This window comes from Dickeya parazeae Ech586 (assembly GCF_000025065.1).
GTDB classification, from domain to species: Bacteria; Pseudomonadota; Gammaproteobacteria; order Enterobacterales; family Enterobacteriaceae; genus Dickeya; species Dickeya zeae.
The window spans coordinates 707,656-728,637 of sequence record NC_013592.1; the positions used below are offsets into that span (position 1 = coordinate 707,656).

19 protein-coding genes and 1 tRNA gene are annotated in these 20,982 nt (G+C 49.6%); 17 read left to right on the forward strand and 3 right to left on the reverse strand.

The window, feature by feature from the left end:
* Positions 1–149: 149 nt before the first annotated feature.
* Positions 150–1,475, reverse strand: coding sequence for an MFS transporter (locus tag DD586_RS03235; protein WP_012883374.1), 1,326 nt, complete (start codon positions 1,473–1,475; stop codon positions 150–152).
* A gap of 263 nt (positions 1,476–1,738) precedes the next feature.
* On the opposite strand from DD586_RS03235, the gene xerD reads away from it, so the two are divergent.
* From xerD to DD586_RS03270, 7 genes are all read left to right on the forward strand, one after another.
* Complete coding sequence (xerD, locus tag DD586_RS03240; protein WP_012883375.1) at positions 1,739–2,638, forward strand: site-specific tyrosine recombinase XerD; 900 nt, start codon at positions 1,739–1,741, stop codon at positions 2,636–2,638.
* An 87-nt stretch (positions 2,639–2,725) separates the two neighbouring features.
* Positions 2,726–3,442: a bifunctional protein-disulfide isomerase/oxidoreductase DsbC gene (gene dsbC, locus DD586_RS03245; RefSeq protein ID WP_012883376.1), complete on the forward strand. Its 717-nt coding sequence runs from the start codon at positions 2,726–2,728 to the stop codon at positions 3,440–3,442.
* A 23-nt stretch (positions 3,443–3,465) separates the two neighbouring features.
* A complete protein-coding gene (recJ, locus tag DD586_RS03250) occupies positions 3,466–5,196 on the forward strand; it encodes a single-stranded-DNA-specific exonuclease RecJ (RefSeq protein ID WP_012883377.1) in 1,731 nt (576 codons plus the stop codon).
* A gap of 184 nt (positions 5,197–5,380) precedes the next feature.
* A protein-coding gene (prfB, locus tag DD586_RS03255; RefSeq protein WP_012883378.1) for a peptide chain release factor 2 occupies positions 5,381–6,479 on the forward strand; the annotation gives its coding sequence in 2 pieces (ribosomal slippage) (positions 5,381–5,455 and positions 5,457–6,479; 1,098 coding nt in all).
* An 8-nt stretch (positions 6,480–6,487) separates the two neighbouring features.
* Entirely contained in the window at positions 6,488–8,005 is a 1,518-nt protein-coding gene (gene lysS, locus DD586_RS03260) for a lysine--tRNA ligase (protein WP_012883379.1), read from the forward strand.
* A gap of 258 nt (positions 8,006–8,263) precedes the next feature.
* On the forward strand, positions 8,264–8,935 hold the full coding sequence (locus DD586_RS03265) for a LysE family translocator (RefSeq protein WP_012883380.1): 672 nt from the start codon (positions 8,264–8,266) through the stop codon (positions 8,933–8,935).
* Positions 8,936–9,020: 85 nt separating this feature from the next.
* Positions 9,021–9,094 (forward strand) — tRNA-Gly (locus DD586_RS03270).
* A 133-nt stretch (positions 9,095–9,227) separates the two neighbouring features.
* Here the strand turns inward: DD586_RS03270 and DD586_RS03275 are convergent.
* Positions 9,228–10,700, reverse strand: a complete 1,473-nt coding sequence (locus tag DD586_RS03275) for a sensor histidine kinase (RefSeq protein ID WP_012883381.1) — start codon at positions 10,698–10,700, stop codon at positions 9,228–9,230.
* Positions 10,697–11,419 (reverse strand): response regulator transcription factor, encoded by a 723-nt coding sequence (locus tag DD586_RS03280; RefSeq protein ID WP_012883382.1) that lies wholly within the window; start codon positions 11,417–11,419, stop codon positions 10,697–10,699. The genes DD586_RS03275 and DD586_RS03280 overlap by 4 nt, the downstream gene beginning before the upstream one ends.
* Before the next feature lie 141 nt (positions 11,420–11,560).
* Between DD586_RS03280 and DD586_RS03285 the strand changes: the two genes are divergently transcribed.
* The 10 genes from DD586_RS03285 (at position 11,561) to DD586_RS21165 (ending at position 20,982) form a co-directional block, all read left to right on the forward strand.
* A complete protein-coding gene (locus DD586_RS03285) occupies positions 11,561–12,160 on the forward strand; it encodes a cytochrome b/b6 domain-containing protein (protein ID WP_012883383.1) in 600 nt (199 codons plus the stop codon).
* Positions 12,161–12,170: 10 nt separating this feature from the next.
* Positions 12,171–12,941, forward strand: coding sequence for a molybdopterin-dependent oxidoreductase (locus tag DD586_RS03290; protein ID WP_012883384.1), 771 nt, complete (start codon positions 12,171–12,173; stop codon positions 12,939–12,941).
* Positions 12,942–12,961: 20 nt separating this feature from the next.
* Entirely contained in the window at positions 12,962–13,234 is a 273-nt protein-coding gene (locus tag DD586_RS03295) for a hypothetical protein (protein WP_012883385.1), read from the forward strand.
* A gap of 279 nt (positions 13,235–13,513) precedes the next feature.
* Positions 13,514–13,891 (forward strand): winged helix-turn-helix transcriptional regulator, encoded by a 378-nt coding sequence (locus DD586_RS03300; protein WP_012883386.1) that lies wholly within the window; start codon positions 13,514–13,516, stop codon positions 13,889–13,891.
* 473 nt (positions 13,892–14,364) lie between these two features.
* Positions 14,365–15,432, forward strand: coding sequence for a dTDP-glucose 4,6-dehydratase (gene rfbB, locus DD586_RS03305; protein ID WP_012883387.1), 1,068 nt, complete (start codon positions 14,365–14,367; stop codon positions 15,430–15,432).
* Entirely contained in the window at positions 15,432–16,295 is an 864-nt protein-coding gene (rfbA, locus tag DD586_RS03310; RefSeq protein ID WP_012883388.1) for a glucose-1-phosphate thymidylyltransferase RfbA, read from the forward strand. The genes rfbB and rfbA overlap by 1 nt, the downstream gene beginning before the upstream one ends.
* A 261-nt stretch (positions 16,296–16,556) precedes the next feature.
* Positions 16,557–17,108, forward strand: coding sequence for a dTDP-4-dehydrorhamnose 3,5-epimerase (rfbC, locus tag DD586_RS03315; RefSeq protein ID WP_012883389.1), 552 nt, complete (start codon positions 16,557–16,559; stop codon positions 17,106–17,108).
* Between the two features lie 142 nt (positions 17,109–17,250).
* On the forward strand, positions 17,251–18,672 hold the full coding sequence (locus DD586_RS03320) for a mannose-1-phosphate guanylyltransferase/mannose-6-phosphate isomerase (RefSeq protein ID WP_407635425.1): 1,422 nt from the start codon (positions 17,251–17,253) through the stop codon (positions 18,670–18,672).
* Between the two features lie 15 nt (positions 18,673–18,687).
* A complete protein-coding gene (locus tag DD586_RS03325) occupies positions 18,688–20,049 on the forward strand; it encodes a phosphohexomutase domain-containing protein (RefSeq protein WP_012883391.1) in 1,362 nt (453 codons plus the stop codon).
* 81 nt (positions 20,050–20,130) lie between these two features.
* On the forward strand, positions 20,131–20,982 hold the full coding sequence (locus DD586_RS21165; protein WP_012883392.1) for an ABC transporter permease: 852 nt from the start codon (positions 20,131–20,133) through the stop codon (positions 20,980–20,982).

The window sequence follows — 20,982 nt, forward strand, 5'->3', positions numbered from 1 at the left end:
ATTGCATCAATAAAAGGCGATATTGCTGTGCGCTTAGCCTAACGGAATAACCGGGGAGCGTACAGGGTGGGGTGGAGGATGAGAGGACGGGCAGGGTCGATAACAGGGTGAAAGCAGGGATGAAAGCAACGCCTTCATCCCTGTAAGACTTAACCGAGAGACTGGTGACGGGTTTCTTTTGTCAGCAGCAGTGCAATCAGCGTCAGCGAGGCCATGGCGGCGAGGTAAACACCGACATAGAACAGCCCATAATGACTGGTCAGCCAGGCGGCGATATACGGTGCTACAGATGCCCCCAGAATCGATGACACATTGTAGGAAAACGAGGCACCGGTATAGCGCACTTCAGTGGGGAACAGTTCTGGCAACAGCGCGCCCATCGGGCCGAAGGTCAGCCCCATCAGGCTCAGGCCGCAGACCAGAAACGCCATAATCAGCATCTGGTTACCGGAGCCCAGCAGCGACGGGAACGCCATCGCGAAGACCAGCATAATGCAGGTTACGGTGATCATGGTCTTGCGACGACCGACGATGTCAGCCAGATAGCCTGCCACCGGGATCATCAGACCAAAACCAATCACCGCTATCATCAGCATCCACAGGAAGTTATTACGTGGGATGCCAAGCCCGGCTGGTGCTGGGGTGGTGCCGTAGGTCATGGAGTAGACGGTCATGATGTAAAACAGGGTATACGTCGCCAGCATAATGAAGGTGCCCAAAACGGTGGCTTTCACATGCTTGCTCAGCAGTGTACCCAAGGGTACACGTACCTGTTTCCCTTCTTTAGCGACTTTGGCGAACACCGGTGTTTCGTGCAACGAGACACGGACATACAGGCCGATAATCACCAGAACTGCTGACGCGATGAACGGCACACGCCATCCCCAACTCATGAACTGCTCGTTAGTGAGCATCCAGGACAGCAGCAGGAAAGTACCGTTAGCGAAGAAGAAGCCGATGGGCGCACCCAACTGCGGGAATGAGCCGTACAACGCACGTTTGTGTGCCGGCGCGTTTTCGGTTGCCAGCAGCGCTGCGCCGCCCCATTCGCCACCGAGCCCCAGTCCCTGACCGAAACGGGCCAGCGCCAGCAGCAGTGGTGCCATAACGCCGATGGTTTCATAGCTCGGCAGCAAGCCGATTAAGACGGTGGAGATCCCCATGGTCAGCAGCGAGGCGACCAGCGTCACTTTACGCCCGACACGATCGCCAAAGTGACCGAATAGCGCAGAACCGATAGGCCGGGCGACGAATGCGATGGCAAAGGTCGCCAGCGATTGTAGCGTAGCGGCGGTCGCATCCCCCTGCGGGAAAAAGATGTGCGGAAATATCAGCACGGCAGCGGTAGCATAAATGTAAAAATCAAAGAATTCGATGGCGGTACCGATCAACGAGGCGACCACCACCTTATTGCGCGAGTTGACTGGCGCTTCTGGTGCTTGAGTATCAATAGTGGATGAGATGGAGGCTTGCATAGTTTTTTTGCTTTTTTGTAACACACGGACGCGCATTCTATGCATAGAAAAAAGTTCTTTTCAAACCACTGCGGCGGCTGAAGTCAAGCCTTGTGGTAACAGCATTCCGTGATCTGCATCAATAAGAAAATATAATCCCTTTCATGCTTCGTTTTGCCACAGGATGTGATGAAGTTGAGAATGATTACCGAATTGTACCCCGAACATACTCTGTCAGGCATAATGGCGGGAGAGTATGGTCTGCGGCATGGCGGGAGAGAGTAATGCAGAAACAGGATCAGGCCTTAATCGAGCAGTTTCTGGATGCCTTGTGGCTGGAGCGCAATCTGGCGGAAAATACGTTGTCGTCCTATCGCAATGATCTGTCTTCGCTGGCGGAGTGGCTGGCGCACCATGACCGTCATCTGCTGGAGGCGCAGCCGTCTGATCTGCAGGATTTTCTGGCTGAGCGACTGGAGGGGGGGTACAAGGCCACCAGTTCGGCGCGTTTGCTAAGCGCAATGCGGCGCCTGTTTCAGTATCTGTACCGTGAAAAGCGACGAACGGATGACCCGAGTGCGCCGTTGTCTTCCCCTAAGCTGCCGCAGCGATTACCGAAGGATCTCACTGAAGCACAGGTGGAAGCGCTGCTGGCGGCACCGGTTACCGATCAGCCGATCGAACTGCGGGATAAGGCGATGCTGGAACTGCTGTACGCGACCGGTCTGCGTGTATCGGAACTGGTGGGGCTGACGATGAGCGATGTCAGTCTGCGCCAGGGGGTGGTACGCGTCGTGGGGAAAGGCAACAAGGAGCGATTGGTGCCGCTGGGGGAAGAGGCCGTGTACTGGCTGGAGCAGTATCTGGAGTACAGTCGTCCCTGGCTGCTAAATGGGCAGACGCTGGATGTGCTGTTTCCGAGTAACCGTGCCCAGCAGATGACGCGCCAGACGTTCTGGCACCGTATCAAGCACTATGCGACACTGGCGTCTATTGACAGCAATAAACTTTCTCCGCATGTTTTGCGTCATGCCTTTGCAACCCACCTGCTGAATCACGGTGCGGATCTGCGGGTGGTGCAGATGTTATTGGGCCACAGCGATCTTTCCACCACGCAGATTTATACCCACGTTGCGACGGAGAGGTTGAAACAACTGCATCAACAGCACCATCCCCGGGCATGATGCCTGTGGGCCGACCAGGATGATAATGGCGGTTTCCGCCTATAATGGATAAGCGCGGCGCTTGCGCCCTGAAAACGGGATAACTCCATGAAAAAACGTGTAATACTCCTTTCGTTGCTGACGCTGGCTTTCGGCAACATGGCACGCGCGGATGACGCCGCGATTAAGCAGACACTTAACCGTCTGGGTATACAGAATGCGGAAGTGAAAGATTCTCCCATCAGCGGGATGAAAACCCTGCTGACGGAAAATGGCGTGCTTTACATCACCGACGACGGCAAACACCTGTTGCAGGGCCCACTGTATGACGTCAGCGGTAAGGATCCGGTGAATGTCACCAACCATATTCTGAATGATCGTCTGAACGCGCTGAAAGACCAGATGATCGTCTATAAGGCACCACAGGAAAAACACGTCATCACCGTGTTTACCGACATCACCTGCGGCTACTGCCACAAACTGCATGAGCAGATCAAAGATTACAACGCGCTGGGTATTACCGTGCGTTATCTGGCTTTCCCTCGCCAGGGCATGAACTCTCAGGCAGCGAAAGACATGCAATCCATCTGGTGCGTCGCGGATCGCAACAAGGCGTTTGATGCGGCCATGAAAGGGGATGATGTCTCGCCTGCAACCTGTAAAACGGATATCGGCGCGCACTACCAACTGGGTGTGCTGTTTGGCGTGCAGGGGACACCGGCTGTCGTATTGAGTGACGGCACGGTGGTGCCGGGGTATCAGCCGCCTAAAGAAATGATGGCTATGCTGGAAGCGCACAAAGCCTCGCTGAAATCAGGCGGCTAATTGAATCGAGTGGTTAATCAAGCGTGAATGTTGTTACTCAACTCCGTCGCCGTCCGGTGACGGAGACGGAGTTACCTGACTCCCTCCCGGCATTATTACGTCGTTTATACGCCCAGCGCGGTGTGAGACAGGCGCAGGAACTGGAGCGCAGTCTGCGCGGGCTGCTGGATTATCGTCTGCTGAGCGGTATTGCTCAGGCCGTCGACGTGTTGTGTCGGGCGCTGGCGGAAGAGCGCCGCATTGTGATTGTCGGTGATTTTGACGCTGACGGTGCCACCAGTACCGCACTGACGGTGCTGGCGCTGCGCAGTATGGGAGGACGAGAGGTTCAGTATCTGGTGCCCAACCGCTTCGAAGATGGGTATGGGCTCAGTCCCGAAGTGGTCGCTCAGGCGGCTGCCAAAGGGGCGGAGTTGATCGTTACCGTTGATAACGGCATTTCGTCCCACGCTGGGGTGGATGATGCGCACCGGCGAGGTATCGAGGTGGTAGTGACTGACCACCATTTGCCGGGGGACACCCTGCCTGCGGCAGAGGCGATGGTGAATCCTAATCTGGTGGATTGTGCGTTTCCGTCGAAGGCGTTAGCCGGTGTGGGCGTGGCGTTCTACCTGATGATGGCGTTGCGGGCTCGCCTGCGTGAGTCTGGCTGGTTTACTGAACGTGGGCTGGCCGAGCCTAATCTGGCGGAATTGCTGGATTTGGTGGCGTTGGGGACAGTGGCGGATGTGGTGCCGCTGGACGTCAATAACCGTATTCTGGTCGCACAGGGACTGAGCCGCATCCGGGCCGGGAAATGTCGGCCGGGGATCCGCGCCTTGCTGGAAGTCTCTAACCGCGATGCCGCCCAACTGGTCGCCAGTGATTTGGGCTTTGCGCTCGGGCCGCGCCTGAATGCTGCCGGTCGACTGGACGATATGTCCGTCGGGGTTGAGCTGTTGTTGTGCCATGACATTGTGCAGGCACGGATGCTGGCCAGCGATCTGGATGCGCTCAACCAAAGTCGCCGTGAGATTGAAGCGGGGATGCAGGTAGAAGCGTTGCAGTTGTGCGAACAACTGGAGCGTAGCCGTGATACGTTGCCGCTGGGGCTGGCGATGTACCACCCGGATTGGCATCAGGGCGTGGTGGGCATTCTGGCATCGCGCATCAAAGAGCGTTTTCACCGCCCGGTGATTGCGTTTGCACCGGCGGGCGACGGCATTCTGAAAGGGTCTGGACGGTCTATCGCCGGGTTGCACTTGCGTGACGCGCTGGAGCGACTGGATACCTGTCATCCTGGCCTGATGCTGAAATTTGGCGGTCATGCGATGGCGGCAGGGCTGTCGCTGGCTGAAGAGCGTTTTGACGAGTTTCGCCAGCGTTTTGCCGATCTGGTTGGCGAGTGGCTGGATGCTTCACAGCTCGAAGGCGTGGTGTGGTCAGATGGCGAATTAGCCGTGCCTGAGCTGTCGCTTGGCACCGCCGAGATGCTGCGTGAGGCCGGGCCGTGGGGGCAGGCTTTTCCTGAGCCACTTTTCGATGGCCGTTTTCGGTTGTTGCAACAGCGGCTGGTTGGTGAACGCCATCTCAAGGTCATGGTGGAGCCGCTGGGTGGCGGCCCGCTGTTGGATGGCATCGCGTTTAACGTGGATACCGTGCTGTGGCCTGACAGCAGCGTGCGTGAAGTCGAACTGGCTTATAAACTCGACGTTAACGAATTCCGCGGCAAACGCTCGGTACAACTGCTGATCGAGCACCTGTGGCCGCTGTAGCGTGCAGACGCTGAAATCGACGCCGGGTTTTCCCGGCGTTTTCTTTTCACCCGGCGGGACATCCCGCTAAAATCGGTAACCCGCTAAAATCGGTAAAAAGCTATAAACCACGGCGTGGATCCGCTACAATTCGCGGTTTACATGCATTCTGTCATCGACAAACAACTATTAAGATCTTACGACCATGTTTGAAATCAATCCGGTAAAAAACCGCATTCAGGACCTGTCTGACCGGACAGCCGTTCTGAGGGGGTATCTTTGACTATGACGCAAAGAAAGAGCGTCTGGAAGAGGTAAACGCTGAGCTGGAACAGCCCGACGTTTGGAACGAACCTGAACGCGCGCAGGCGCTGGGGAAAGAGCGTTCTTCCCTGGAAATGATCGTCGACACCATTGATCAGATGGTTCAGGGGCTGGACGATGTCGCCGGCCTGCTGGAACTGGCGGTGGAAGCTGACGACGAAGAAACCTTTAACGAAGCCATCGCCGAGCTGGATCTACTGGAAGACAAGCTGGGTCAGTTGGAATTCCGCCGTATGTTCTCCGGCGAGTACGACAGCGCTGACTGTTACCTCGATTTGCAGGCCGGTTCCGGCGGCACCGAGGCGCAAGATTGGGCCAGCATGCTGCTGCGTATGTATTTGCGCTGGGCGGAAAGCAAAGGCTTCAAAACCGAAATCATTGAAGAATCTGAAGGCGAAGTCGCTGGCATCAAGTCTGCCACTATCAAGATTATGGGCGACTATGCGTTTGGCTGGCTGCGTACCGAAACCGGCGTACACCGTTTGGTGCGCAAGAGTCCGTTTGACTCGGGCGGACGCCGTCATACGTCGTTCAGTTCTGCTTTCGTGTACCCGGAAGTCGATGACGACATTGATATCGAGATCAATCCAGCGGACCTGCGTATCGACGTGTATCGCGCTTCTGGTGCGGGTGGTCAGCACGTTAACCGTACCGAATCTGCGGTGCGTATTACCCACATCCCGACCAATATCGTGACGCAGTGCCAGAACGATCGCTCTCAGCATAAGAACAAAGATCAGGCCATGAAGCAGCTGAAAGCCAAGCTGTATGAGTTCGAAATGCAGAAGAAAAACGCTGAGAAGCAGGCGCTGGAAGACAATAAGTCCGATATCGGCTGGGGCAGCCAGATTCGTTCTTACGTGCTGGACGATTCCCGCATTAAAGATCTGCGTACTGGGGTTGAAACACGTAATACCCAGTCGGTGCTGGATGGTGATCTGGACAAGTTTATCGAAGCAAGTTTAAAAGCGGGGTTATAAGGAAGCTCATGTCTGAACCACAAAATCAGGGTGCCGAGCAGGCGCTGGATCTTAACAACGAACTCAGAACCCGCCGTGAGAAGCTGGCGGCGTTGCGTGATACCGGCATCGCTTTTCCGAACGATTTCCGCCGTGACAGCACCGCTGATCAACTGCATGCCAGCTATGACGAAAAAGAGAACGAAGAGCTGGAGGCACTGGGTCTGGAAGTGACGGTGGCTGGTCGTATGATGACCCGCCGTATCATGGGTAAGGCGTCGTTTGTGACCTTGCAGGATGTCGGCGGCCGTATTCAGTTGTATGTGGCGCGTGATGACCTGCCGGAAGGCGTCTACAACGAGCAGTTCAAAAAATGGGATTTGGGCGACATCCTTGGCGCACGCGGTAAGCTGTTTAAAACCAAGACTGGCGAGCTGTCTATCCACTGTACCGAATTGCGTCTGCTGACCAAAGCGTTGCGCCCGTTGCCGGACAAATTCCACGGCCTGGCGGATCAGGAAACCCGTTATCGCCAGCGTTATCTGGACCTGATCGCCAACGACGAATCCCGCCACACTTTCCGTGTGCGTTCGCAGATTCTGGCTGGTATTCGCCAGTTCATGGTCGGTCGTGATTTTATGGAAGTCGAAACGCCGATGATGCAGGTGATCCCCGGCGGGGCGTCTGCTCGTCCGTTCATCACCCATCACAATGCGCTCGATATCGACATGTATCTGCGTATCGCGCCAGAGCTGTACCTGAAGCGTCTGGTGGTCGGTGGTTTTGAGCGTGTATTCGAGATCAACCGTAACTTCCGTAACGAAGGTGTGTCGCCGCGTCATAACCCTGAGTTCACCATGATGGAACTCTACATGGCGTATGCGGACTACAAAGACCTGATCGAACTGACCGAGTCACTGTTCCGCACGCTGGCGCAGAACGTTCTGGGCACCACCGAGGTGCCGTATGGCGACCAGGTGTTTGATTTCGGTAAGCCGTTCGAGAAGCTGACCATGCGTGAAGCCATCAAGAAATACCGTCCGGAAACCAACCTGGCGGATCTCGATAGCTTCGATGCAGCGAAAGCCATCGCGGAATCTATCGGCATCAAGGTAGAGAAGAGCTGGGGTCTGGGCCGTATCGTCACTGAGATCTTCGAAGAAGTGGCAGAAGCCCATCTGATCCAGCCGACATTTATCACCGAATACCCGGCCGAAGTGTCGCCATTGGCTCGTCGCAACGACCAGAACCCGGAAATCACCGACCGCTTTGAGTTCTTCATCGGCGGACGTGAGATCGGCAACGGTTTCTCCGAACTGAACGACGCGGAAGATCAGGCTCAACGCTTCCAGGATCAGGTTGCAGCGAAAGATGCTGGTGACGACGAAGCGATGTTCTACGACGAAGACTATGTTACCGCTCTGGAGCATGGTTTGCCGCCGACCGCGGGGCTGGGCATTGGTATCGACCGTATGGTGATGCTGTTTACCAACAGTCACACCATTCGCGACGTGATCCTGTTCCCGGCGATGCGTCCGCAGAAATAAGCCTCACCGCACTATCCCGGCTCGTTTGCCTGTAGGTAGACGAGCCGTTTTTTTTATCCCCTCGTGTTTCCCTCTTTTACGCGCATTGTCATCTGACAGACTCGCCTTGCCGTTGGCGTGGGGCAAATGTTACTGTCGCGTTTCCTGAATGCTGAACTACCGTTGCTCGTATAGCGAGTGATAAGAAGGCCGATGGGTTTACGGGCTCAATGGCAGGCAGAGTGAAGCGCATAAGAAGGTCATAATAAGAGGGATGGTATGTTACTGGTGATGTTGAGTGGCTTGCTGTTGTCGTTGTCCCTGTGTCTGGATTTGGGCATCGTCAACACCGCCATTATTAATCGTGGTATTCGGGACGGTGCAGGCGCGGCGTTCTTTATTGGTCTGGGCTCCTGCTTTGGTGATTTGCTCTACGCGACGCTGTCGGTGTTGGGGATGGCGGTAATCTTTAACTACACGCCGGTACGGTGGCTGTTGTGGATTGGTGGTGGCGGCGTACTGCTGTGGCTGTCATTCAACATGGCACGTAGCGCCTGGCGTGACTATCGCCAGCACCGTGGTTTGGCTATTGATAGCGCGAGTGAGCCTTCATCTCGCGCATCGGCCCCCGCGCGCCGTCATTTTATCAGTGGAATGGGAATGGCACTGGCGTCACCCAGCGCATTACTGTGGTTTGCCGCTGTGGGCGGGACGCTGATTGCCCAGGCGACGGATGGTTCTGCCAGACAGATTGCGCTGTTTCTGGTGGGATTTTTCATTGGCGGCATACTCTGGACGCTGTTTATGGCGGTCTTAATCAAGTACGGGCGTGGTGCGTTAAAAGGCAGGCTGTCGTTTTACTGCAGTGCGGTATCGGCAGTGTTATTCGCGGTGTTTGCCGTGCAGGTGATCGTCAACGGCTACCAAACGCTGCTGGTGACAGCGGTGTGAATCGACCGCTCAAAACACGCGCAATCAAACCGTGTTTTATCTTGCCCGCCAGAGAGATGACGCTATAATGCCAGTCACTTTCTACGCGGGCGTAGTTCAATGGTAGAACGAGAGCTTCCCAAGCTCTATACGAGGGTTCGATTCCCTTCGCCCGCTCCAAGTCCTTTCTTCTGTCCCTTTAAGCCCTGATTCTTTTTACTATCACATCTTGCTGGTTAGGTAAGCTATTGTACCGTTATTGCCTCAACTGAAGGCGCTCCCCCATGTATTTACCGCGTGGTACAGGATAGATTCAGATCGGTACGAAAAAACGAAAGCAGGCGCCGACTGCGGCGTCAATCAGACGGATCTCCCCTCCGTGCAGTTCGAGCATGCGCCGCACAATGAGCAAGCCGAGACCACCTCGGTGCTCTCGAACGCTTTGTTGACTGAGCACCGATGGCCGCTGAAACAGCTGCTCGCGCAATACTGGCTCGACGCCCGGCCCGCTATCCGCCACTTCCACCTGCAATTGATGATGCTCTTGCCATACTTTTAGCTGAATAGTTCCTCTCTGCGGTGTATGCCGAATAGCATTATCCAGCAGGTTGGTGACCACCCGTTCAATCATCGATACGTCTGCGTATATCTGTGGTAGTGACGGTGGCATGTCCACTTTTAGCTGCAACTGACGTGTGGCGATAGCCAGATCAAATTTCTGAGCCACATCCTGGATTAATTCACCGATGGCAAAGCGCTCCAGTTGCGGCTTTATTCCACCATGTTCAAGTTTTGCCAGTTCGAACAGTTGCTGTGACAGATGACGAACCTTGTGGCCTTGGCGCAGGGCGATCGCCAGATATTGGCGGTTATCTTCCGGCGATAGGGTCTCGGCCTTCATTGACAAGGTCTCCAGATAACCCAGCAGTGAGGTGAGCGGTGTACGCAGATCGTGGGAAATATTGGCAATAAACTCCCGCCGCTGTCTGTCGCTGTCCGAAAGCTGGTCCCACTGGCTGACGATTTTCCGTGCCAGCTCAATGAAGGTATTGCGCAGTAGCGCCACTTCGCTGGTTGGCAGGTTTTCTGGTGTCTGTTGCGCTAACTGCTTGATAGTGCTGATGCTGTCTCGCTCAAGTCCACGCACTTCGGCCGTTAATTCTCTGACCGGGCACGTTATCCACCGCCAGACCAACAGGCCTGCCAGCAGGCCGAGTCCTGCTACCATCAGTAGCGACCACAGCACGGTACGCCACAGCGTTTTCTGCCAGGCGCTGTCCGCCAGTGCATTGAGCTCCTCGCCTTGCAAAATGATATACAGATAGGCCCGCAGTTCTCCGTTTTGGTTTATCGGCGCGGCGCTAAATACCTTTTGCTCGTTTGGGCTGCGTGGATCGTCGCCGTACACAGGTAAGCTCGCGCCACTCAGGAAGCGTTGCAGCGGAGTGATAGCCACGCGCTGGCGTTTGAGATGGTCTGGTGGGGCGGCATCTGCCAGCAACTGGCCATCAGGGGAAACCAGGTAGAGTTCTACACTGGGGTTGAGCGTCATTAGGCGGTCAAACAGGGTTTTTAACGACAGTTGGTTTACCCTGCCCTGTGCGTCCAGTAATGATTCACTGCTGACAATTTGCTGTGCCAGACTACCGGAGAGGCGTTGGACCATCGCATTACCGTACTGGCTGCTGCTATAAAGCTGCACGCCGCAGGCGGTAACAGCACACAGCAGAAGAATCGCAGTAAAGGCGAGCGTCAGACGCTGGCTGAGGCTTAAACGGCGGATCATGGCTGCGACTCCGGTTTGTTGGTAGCAAATTTGTACCCCTTTCCCCAAACGGTAAGGATAATCTCTGGCTCGGCGGGGTTACGTTCGATCTTGATTCGTAGTCGGTTGATATGGGTATTGACCGTATGCTCATAGCCTTCGTGCTGATATCCCCACACGCGATCGAGCAGTGTCAGTCGTGAAAAAACTTCTCCCGGATGGCGGGCAAACCAGTAAAGGAGATCGAATTCGCGTGGCGTCAGCTCTATCGGCTTGCCATGCAGTGACACCTCCCGTGCCAGTGGGTCGATATCCAGCCCGTGAAGGGAGACGGAGCCTGCTTCCATACGGATATTCTGTCCCATTGCCTCCTGACGACGAAACAGGGCTTTGACCCGGGCAACTAATTCCAGCACCGAAAACGGTTTAGGCAGATAGTCGTCCGCTCCCATTTCCAGCCCGAGAACCCGGTGAGTTTCGCTGGTTCGAGCGCTGATGATGATCACGGGTAAGTAGTGGGTCATCTGACGAATGCGGCGGCAAATCTCAAGCCCATCTACACCGGGTAGCATCAAATCGAGGATTACGGCATCCCAGACCTGTTTTTCCAACTGAACCAGTGCATGCGCTCCATTCACCTCATGGCTAATCTGGTAGCCCTCATCCTGCAGATTTAACCGCAGTAGCGTGGCGATATCGTGGTCATCTTCTACCAGCAGTATTTTTCTTGCGCTATTCATGGTTTTTCTACCCACACTCTTTTCGCCAAAGCTTACCCCAGGCGTGGAGCGCGAGTTATCACATTTTATTTAAACTTCCGTGAGGATGTGGTGATCGCCGTCGATCCATGATGCAGGTCTGTCATTCATGGAGTACGGGCTATGTCCTCTGTCAATCCTGAACATATTCATCCACTGTGGTTGCGCTGCTGTCATTGGATTAATGCTATCGCCGTTGCAGGCATGCTGTTTAGCGGCTGGCGTATCTACAACGCTTCTGCACTGTTCGATTTTTCCTTTCCTTCGGTGTTAACGCTCGGCGGTTGGTTGGGCGGCGCGTTGCAGTGGCATTTCGCCATGATGTGGGTTTTTGTGGTTAACGGCGTGGTTTACCTGACGCTTGGCGTGATTGACGGACGCTTTCGCCGCAAATTTTTTCCCCTGTCGCTGCGCCGTCTTCGGGATGACCTGACGCAGGCGTTGCGCGGCAAACTTCAACACACCGATCTTAGCCACTACAACGCCATACAAAAGGTGGCTTATCTGGGTGCCATTTTGTTGGGCATGGGGTTGTTGCTATCCGGATTGGTGTTGTGGAAATCCGTGCAATTACCCTTGCTGCGAGACCTGCTGGATGGTTACGAGACAGCGCGCTATGTCCATTTTTTCTGCATGAGCCTGATGGTGTTGTTTGTGGTCATCCATTTACTGATGGTGCTGCTGGTACCTCGCACGCTGCTGGCCATGCTCCGGGGACGTTGAGGATAATACAATGAAAAAAAACACTATTCTCAGCGGCGGCGACGCACACTATCTGGTGAAAGAGGCCGAAAAACTGCTCAGCCCAGAGCGCCGTCGCCTGTTGCGCCAGGGACTGACGCTGGGCGGCATCATGATGCTGACCGGTTGTGATATCAGCAACAACGAAAGTGTCGAGAGTACGCTGTCCCTTATCTCTCGTTTTAATGACCGGGTGCAGGGGTTCTTGTTCAGCCGCCGCAACCTGGCACCGGAATACCGTGAGTCAGACATTACCCGTCCCTTCCCGTTTAACGCTTTTTACGGCCAGGAAGATATTCCTCTAGTGGATGGTCATGACTATCTGCTCGATGTCCGAGGTCTGGTACGGGACACCCGCCGTTGGACGCTACCGGAGTTGTATCGGTTGCAGCAGGTCAGTCAGATCACGCGTCATATCTGTGTGGAAGGCTGGAGCGCCGTTGGAAAATGGGGAGGTGTACCGTTTCATCATTTCTTAGCGCTGATCGGGGCGGATAAGCGAGCACAGTACGTCAACTTTCGCTGTGCGGACGACTACTACACCAGCATTGATATGGCGACGGCATTGCATCCGCAGACGTTACTGGCGTTGACCTGGGATAACCAGATCCTGCCGCCTGAGTACGGTTTCCCAATGAAGATCCGTATCCCGACCAAGCTCGGTTACAAAAATCCAAAGCATGTTTTATCCATCGAAGTCACCAACCGCTTCCTGGGGGGTTACTGGGAAGATCAAGGTTACAACTGGTTTGGTGGCTACTAACCCCAAAAAAAGGAAATACTATGAAAAAGATGATGATTGCTGCTGCCGTTTTGTCGACATTGTTGATGGCTAATGTACAGGCTACCGACAACATGAGCCATGACGGGATGACGAAAGAAAAAGCAGGCATGTCGCACGACGGAATGACGAAAGACGCGATGGGAAAACCCCATAGCAGCCTGTGTAAAGATGGCATGTGCAAAGAAGGGATGAAAACGGACGAGATGAAGAAGGACAGTATGGGCAAGATGGATAACATGGGTAAAGATAAAAAAGATACCATGAGCAAATAGTCCGGCGAGACAGCAAAAAGATGTGTCATTCCAGCACGATGCAAGCACGGAATGGCACATGCTCCTTTTCAATACTGGCAAGGTTTGTGAAGTAAGTTCCCCTCCCATTTAGGTCTTAAAAAGAAACTATCATTCCAATAGAAACCATCCAATCAAAAAGAAACTATCCATCCAGAAAAGAACTAACTCCCCAAAAGAAATAACATACGCTATGGTAAGTAGGGATACCGAGAGATACCGAATAAAACCTTAACTAACTGAGAAAGCAGAGGTCATAGGATGCCTGAATTCAGTGTTTACAGTAAAACCTGCCCGGCGCGTGTGGTGCTGGATCGTCTGTCCAATAAATGGTCGCTGCTGATTCTGGATCGGCTGGCATGTGAGCCGGTCAGGTTCAACCAACTAAGACGTGATATTGAAGGCGTATCGCAGAAAGTGTTGTCACAAACGCTCAAACACCTGGAACGTGATGGCATGATTCACCGGCAGGTGTTTGCTACCGTGCCAGTGACGGTGGAGTACTCAATTACTACACTGGGTAAGACACTGGTCAAGACCGTGCATGAACTGACCCACTGGGCGGAGCGGAACATCGATGAAGTCATGCTGGCGCAGCAGCGGTATGATGAACTCAACGCGGTTTCCTCGGTGGCATAGGTGCGTTCCCGTTCTGGACGATTTGTAGAGCCTAAAAGGCGATATCGTTTCTATTGCATTTACGGTTTCCAGAATAGACTTATGTATTAACACATTATCTTTGTAGTTATATATTTAGCCTAAAATAAACCCAAATGAGAATGGTAATCGTTATTTTATCGTGTGTATGAAGCACGTGCACCCCCACCCATACAGCAGACAGTGCGGTATATAGGGTGTAAATTTTTGGTTTGGGATAAGAGGTAAGTCACAATACCGCTACACCTCCTTTGCTGTGACATGTAAAATATGCAAATTATTTTTCCTGTTCCTGGCTATATTTCCAGCAGAATTGCACGTACAACGACAATTTGAGGGTAGTGTCTACGTTTGGGTTAAATTCCAAGGGCGGTAGCGTGTCTGAGTTTTGTGCATTTACAGTCAAGTACAGTTAAGTTGGACAGTCGAATACTTTGCTTTCTGGATGTAACCTTATGAAAATCTTAGTAACGGGTGGGGCCGGGTTTATCGGCTCTGCCGTCGTGCGTCATATTATAAAAAATACAGCAGATTCTGTTATTAACGTGGACAAGCTCACGTATGCAGGTAATCTGGAGTCTCTGGCCGATGTGAGTAGTCATGGGCGTTACGAGTTTAAGCATATCGATATTTGCGATGCAGTGGCGCTTAAGAGCGTGTTTGAAACCTGTCAGCCTGATGCGGTCATGCATTTAGCAGCAGAATCACATGTTGATCGTTCGATTGATGGTCCTGCTGCTTTTATCGAAACGAATATCGTTGGTACTTATACGCTGCTTGAAGCCGCACGTGTTTACTGGAGCAATCTAGAACCAACACAAAAATCGGCTTTCCGCTTCCATCATATCTCAACAGATGAAGTCTATGGTGATCTAGAGGGAACCGATTCTCTATTTACTGAAACGACGCCATATGCCCCGAGTAGCCCTTATTCTGCGTCTAAAGCATCGAGCGATCATTTGGTACGAGCCTGGCTGCGAACCTATGGATTACCAACGATTGTCACCAATTGTTCGAATAACTATGGTCCTTACCATTTTCCGGAGAAATTAATTCCTTTAATGATCCTGAACGCGCTGGAGGGAAAAGCTTTGCCAGTGTATGGCGATGGAATGCAGATTCGCGACTGGCTGTTTGTTGAAGATCATGCTCGGGCACTTTATAAGGTTGTGACTGAAGGACAAGTCGGGGAGACCTACAACATCGGTGGGCATAATGAAAAAGCTAATGTTGATGTTGTAAAAACTATCTGTACTCTGTTGGAAGAACTGGTTCCACAGAAACCAGCAGGGATTGACGCGTACCAAGATCTGATCACTTATGTGAAAGATCGTCCCGGTCATGATGTGCGATACGCTATTGATGCAGGAAAAATTGGCCGTGAGCTTGGCTGGAAACCACAAGAAACCTTCGAAAGTGGTATTCGTAAAACAGTGGAGTGGTACCTCAATAATCGCTCCTGGTGGAGTAGAGTGTTGGATGGTTCTTATAGCCGTGAGCGTTTGGGGAGTGTAGAAAAATAATGAAAGGCATTATCCTTGCAGGCGGTTCAGGTACTCGGTTGTATCCTTTGACTCGCGGTGTCTCCAAACAGTTGCTACCAATCTACAATAAGCCGATGATTTATTATCCGCTATCTACACTGATGTTAGCCGGTATTCGAGACGTATTAATTATCACCACGCCTGAGGATAATGAAGGATTCCGCAGGTTGTTGGGAGATGGTAGTAATTTCGGTATCAATATTGAATATGCGGTTCAGCCTAGCCCAGATGGCCTGGCTCAGGCTTTTATTATTGGTGATTCCTTTATTGGCAATGATCATTGCTGCCTTGTCTTGGGGGATAATATTTTTTACGGCCAATCCTTCAGTAAGATGCTAAGAAATGCTGCAGATAAGGCTGCTGGTGCTACTGTGTTTGGCTATCAGGTTAAAGACCCCGAGCGTTTTGGTGTCGTTGAATTCGATGCTGAAATGCGAGCTGTTTCGATTGAAGAAAAACCGAGCAAACCTAAATCCAACTACGCTGTTACTGGATTGTATTTTTACGATAATCGTGTAGTAGAGTTTGCCAAACAGGTAAAACCATCCCATCGTGGTGAATTGGAAATTACTTCCATTAATCAGATGTATCTGGAGGATGGGTCGCTTAGCGTCGAATTGTTTGGTCGCGGTTTTGCCTGGCTGGATACGGGCACACATGAGAGCTTGCATGAAGCATCATCATTTGTGCAAACCATTGAGAATGTTCAGGGATTAAAAGTGGCTTGCTTAGAAGAGATTGCCTGGCGGAATGGTTGGATGTCTGATGAAGAGTTGATTTCACTGGCAGAACCGATGCTGAAGAACGAATACGGTCAATATCTGATGGGATTAATTAGGTAATCTACGCCAGAAAAATATAATGGAGTTATTAATTTTTTATTGTATTTCTGTTTCGTTATCAATGTGATGATTTTATCGAAAATGAGAAAAAGATGGGGGTATGTCTTTTCCCCAGTAACCTCTTCATTATTTATACTTATCTCCTTCCAGGAAGACTTTCTAATTTAATATTAAACTGAGAAGGATAATAGGGTGGTTCGGATATTGCACTTAGTAATTATCAACTGAAACTGAATAATATTAAAATATATAAGTGATATTATGAACGTTATTGAGACAAATATTCCTGATGTGAAAATTATTGAACCCACGGTATTTGGTGATGAACGTGGTTTTTTTATGGAAACCTGGCAACAGAAGAAGTTTGAGGACTTGGTTGTTGGACATGCTTGTAGTTTTGTTCAGGATAATCACTCTAAATCCAATAAAAATATTCTTCGAGGGTTACATATTCAGACCGAAAACACCCAAGGAAAACTGGTCAGGGTTGTTTCTGGTGAGGTCTTTGATGTAGCAGTAGACGTTCGTAAAGATTCGGCAACACTAGGTAAATGGGTTGGTGTTTACCTTTCTGCAGAAAATAAACGACAACTTTGGATTCCAGAGGGATTCGCACATGGTTTTTATGTGACCAGTGAAGAAGCTGAGTTTGTTTATAAATGTACTAATTATTATCATCCAGCATCAGAAATTTCTATTCTATGGAGTGATTCTTTTTTAGATATCCACTGGCCACTTTTAAATAATCAAGAGCCTTTGTTATCTGATAAGGATAAAAAAGGGATGTCATTTGAAAAGTTTTTTAATAGGTGAGGAGTGCTTACTATAGTGGTTGATTTTTCTTTATTATAAATGAATGGAGCTAAATCGCTATTCCGTACTCATTCTGCAATTTTTGATGACTAAAAAATTATTAATTATTAAATTGGCCTATGCATAGGTGAATTAATTAGGAGTGGCTTCATTGAATATTGTTATTCCAATAATCATGTGTGGCGGGAGTGGATCTCGACTCTGGCCTGTTTCACGTGAACAGCATCCCAAACCCTTTATCACATTAGCTGATGGTGAAAGTCTAATTCAAAAGGCTCTTTTAAGAGCACAATCTTTTTATAATGTAAAAGAGATTATTACTGTTACTAACAGAGAGTTATTATTTAAAGCTGTTGATGCTTTTGATGAAGTTAATACAACATCTATTCCTCATTCTTACATTCTTGAACCAATGGGACGTAATACAGCTGCTGCCATTGCTTCAGCTGCACTATTGGCACAACGTAAGCATGGCAATGACGCCATTCTAATTGTGTTGGCCGCAGATCATCTGATTCGGGATAACAAGGCATTTATTGAAGCCGTAAGTACTGCGGTAGAACTGGCTAGTCAATCTCGTCTGGTTACATTTGGTATTGAGCCAGAGAAAGCTGAAACCGGGTATGGCTATATCAAATTCAATGGCAATCAGGTGGAGCGTTTTGTAGAAAAGCCTTCCTATGATAAGGCATTGGAGTATGTCAATTCTGGTGAGTACCTGTGGAACTCAGGTATGTTTTGCTTTTCAACTGGAATGATCCTTAAAGAATTACAACACTGGTGTCCCCAGGTGCTCTCTGCTGTTGAGAATTGCATTAGTACATCTAGGATTTTGGAAACGAATAGTTCAACGCAGATTGATTTAGATAAGGCAAGCTTTTCTCAGGTTGAAGATATTTCTATTGACTATGCTGTCATGGAAAAGTCGAAAAATGTGTCGGTCGTACCCTGCAATATTGGGTGGTGTGATATAGGCTCCTGGTCTGCATTAAGTGAATTAATTGAACCTGATCATTGTGGCAACACAATTGATTCGGACGCCGAGACGCTGCTGTATGATGTTAGCAATTGCTACATTAAAGCTGAAGATCGTGTTATTGGCGCAGTAGGAATCGACAACCTTGTGATTGTAGATACAGCAGATGCTTTGTTGGTAGCCCATAAAGAGCATGCTCAAGATGTTAAATCTATCTATAACCAGCTCAAGGTTATGGATCATGCGGCTTACAAAGTGCATCGCACTCTGCACCGACCTTGGGGTACATCGACAACGCTTGAAAAAGGTGATCACTTCAGAATAAACCGTATGGTGGTCAAGCCGGGTAAAAGCCTTACGATGCAAAGACATCATCACCGTAGTGAGCATTGGATCGTGGTCGCGGGTGCCGCTAATATAACCAATGGAAACAAAAATATATTCCTCTCAACGAATCAGTCGACCTATATCCCGGCAGGAGAGAAACATAGGGTTGAAAACCCTGGTGTAATTGACCTGATTATGATCGAAGTTCAGAGCGGTGAATATTTGGGTGATGATGATATTGTCCGTTTTGATGAAGAATAAAAAAGGAAAAATGCAATGACGTTAGCGTGCTTTAAGGCTTATGACATTCGAGGCCGACTTGGTAGTGAACTCAATAATGATATAGCTTATCGTATTGGTCGTGCATTTGGTCAGTATCTGAAGGCGAAAACTGTTGCAGTAGGTGGAGATATTCGGCTGAGCAGTGAAGAGCTCAAAGCATCGTTGGCAAGCGGTCTGCAGGATGCGGGGGTGAATGTGGTAGATCTTGGTATGACAGGGACAGAAGAGATCTACTTCGCAGCTTTCCATTTGGATGTGGACGGAGCAATTGAAGTTACCGCTAGCCATAATCCTATGGATTATAATGGAATGAAATTGGTTAGCCGTGGTGCGAAGCCTATCAGTAGCGATAATGGCCTCAATGATATTCGTGAACTAGTCGTTTCAGGGCAATTTACCAGCAATGATAATAAAGGCAGTTATACCAAGTTATCATTGCTTGATGAGTATGTTGACCATTTGATGACCTATATTAATATTGATAATTTGAAGCCGATGAAGCTCGTTGTTAATGCTGGCAATGGTGCTGCAGGTCACGTAATTGATGAAATTGAGGATAGATTAAAAAATAAAAAAATTCCTATTGAATTCATAAAAATACACCACGAACCAGATGGCAATTTCCCTAACGGTATTCCTAATCCACTATTGCCGGAGAATCGAGCCGTCACCGCAGATGCAGTCAGGATTAATAATGCCGATATGGGGATTGCTTGGGATGGAGATTTCGATCGCTGTTTTCTATTTGATGAAAATGGCGATTTTATTGAAGGTTATTATATTGTTGGTCTCCTAGCTGAAGCTTTCCTTATGAAACATCCAGGAGAAAAAATCATTCATGATCCTCGTCTTACCTGGAACACTGTTGAGGTTGTTAAACAAGCTGGTGGGATACCGATCCAGAGTAGAACAGGTCATGCCTTTATTAAGGATAGGATGCGTTCTGAAAATGCTATCTATGGTGGTGAGATGAGTGCACATCACTATTTTCGTGATTTTGCATATTGTGATAGTGGTATGATCCCATGGTTATTGGTTATGGAGCTTCTCTCTTCTAGGGATACCTCTTTATCTAAATTGGTCGGAGAGCGTATAAAAAGTTATCCCTGCAGCGGAGAGATAAACTATAAAGTTAAAAATGCGAAAGTAATTATAGAAAACATCGAAGATTTTTTTAAAAATGAAGCTGTTTTTATTGATCATACCGATGGGTTAAGTATTGACATGGCAGATTGGCGTTTTAATATTCGCACATCTAATACAGAGCCATTACTACGTTTAAATATAGAATCTCGCGCACTATCAGAATTAGTATGGGAAAAAGTTTCAATAATTGAGAAACTGATTAATTCCTAGTGGATTTACATGCCGGTTATAGAATTTAACTAGGTGTTATGTATTATATTTGCGAGTTAACTTAGTAAAGGTAGGCATTAAATGAAAACCAACACATATAATTCGATGTGTGAGGTGGATAGCAAATCAGATGAACCTTCATCCGGATGGAAAATTCATAACGGTAGAACAGATATCCTGGAGGGTATCAGAGTTTATTATGTATGGATGATCTGGGGATGGCATGATATAAGACAACGTTATCGGCGTTCAATATTAGGTCCATTCTGGTTCACGTTGACTACACTGATTATGGTAGGTGCTTTAGGGTTCCTTTATTCTCAGTTGTTGGGACAACAAATTTCTGAGTATTTGCCTTATCTTGGTATAGGTTTGGTCGTTTGGCAATTTATTAGTACGGCAGCAAATGAAGCCTGTATGACCTTTATAGGTTCTGCGCATATAATAAAACAAATAAGAATGCCATTAACTACACATGTGTGTCGTATGGCTTGGAGAAATTTTATTATACTATTGCATAGTCTGCCCGTTGTTATACTTTTTATGCTCTTTTTTGGACATTCACTTACATTAGAGGCCTTTTTGATTATTCCCGGCTTACTAATTTCATTACTTAATGCAATTTGGGTCGGTATAGTATTGGGAATACTATGTGCTCGGTTTAGAGATATTTCCCCGATTATTGTAAATTTGTTTCAAGTATGTTTTTTTGTTACGCCAGTTATGTGGCGGACTGCAGATTTGAAAGATCGAGCTTGGATAGCAGATATGAATCCATTTTATTATTTAATCGAAATAATTCGAGCTCCGATTTTAGGCTCTCCGATATCAATGAGTACTTGGGCTCTATGTATTATAATTCTGGTTGTAGGGTTTTGTTTTGCCCAATACCTAATGAATCGCTATCGTGACCGTGTGGCCTACTGGCTTTAA

What these genes read in the sequence shown, in the direction of transcription:
- DD586_RS03295 (WP_012883385.1), top strand. Translation starts at nt 12,962, where the DNA reads ATGAAAAAGATGATGATTGCTGCTGCCGTTTTGTCGACATTGTTGATG.
- DD586_RS03300 (WP_012883386.1), top strand. Translation starts at nt 13,514, where the DNA reads ATGCCTGAATTCAGTGTTTACAGTAAAACCTGCCCGGCGCGTGTGGTG.
- DD586_RS03235 (WP_012883374.1), bottom strand. Translation starts at nt 1,475, where the DNA reads ATGCAAGCCTCCATCTCATCCACTATTGATACTCAAGCACCAGAAGCG.
- xerD (WP_012883375.1), top strand. Translation starts at nt 1,739, where the DNA reads ATGCAGAAACAGGATCAGGCCTTAATCGAGCAGTTTCTGGATGCCTTG.
- DD586_RS03290 (WP_012883384.1), top strand. Translation starts at nt 12,171, where the DNA reads ATGAAAAAAAACACTATTCTCAGCGGCGGCGACGCACACTATCTGGTG.
- DD586_RS03280 (WP_012883382.1), bottom strand. Translation starts at nt 11,419, where the DNA reads ATGAATAGCGCAAGAAAAATACTGCTGGTAGAAGATGACCACGATATC.
- lysS (WP_012883379.1), top strand. Translation starts at nt 6,488, where the DNA reads ATGTCTGAACCACAAAATCAGGGTGCCGAGCAGGCGCTGGATCTTAAC.
- DD586_RS03265 (WP_012883380.1), top strand. Translation starts at nt 8,264, where the DNA reads ATGTTACTGGTGATGTTGAGTGGCTTGCTGTTGTCGTTGTCCCTGTGT.
- DD586_RS03325 (WP_012883391.1), top strand. Translation starts at nt 18,688, where the DNA reads ATGACGTTAGCGTGCTTTAAGGCTTATGACATTCGAGGCCGACTTGGT.
- rfbC (WP_012883389.1), top strand. Translation starts at nt 16,557, where the DNA reads ATGAACGTTATTGAGACAAATATTCCTGATGTGAAAATTATTGAACCC.
- rfbB (WP_012883387.1), top strand. Translation starts at nt 14,365, where the DNA reads ATGAAAATCTTAGTAACGGGTGGGGCCGGGTTTATCGGCTCTGCCGTC.
- DD586_RS03285 (WP_012883383.1), top strand. Translation starts at nt 11,561, where the DNA reads ATGTCCTCTGTCAATCCTGAACATATTCATCCACTGTGGTTGCGCTGC.
- rfbA (WP_012883388.1), top strand. Translation starts at nt 15,432, where the DNA reads ATGAAAGGCATTATCCTTGCAGGCGGTTCAGGTACTCGGTTGTATCCT.
- dsbC (WP_012883376.1), top strand. Translation starts at nt 2,726, where the DNA reads ATGAAAAAACGTGTAATACTCCTTTCGTTGCTGACGCTGGCTTTCGGC.
- DD586_RS03275 (WP_012883381.1), bottom strand. Translation starts at nt 10,700, where the DNA reads ATGATCCGCCGTTTAAGCCTCAGCCAGCGTCTGACGCTCGCCTTTACT.
- DD586_RS21165 (WP_012883392.1), top strand. Translation starts at nt 20,131, where the DNA reads ATGAAAACCAACACATATAATTCGATGTGTGAGGTGGATAGCAAATCA.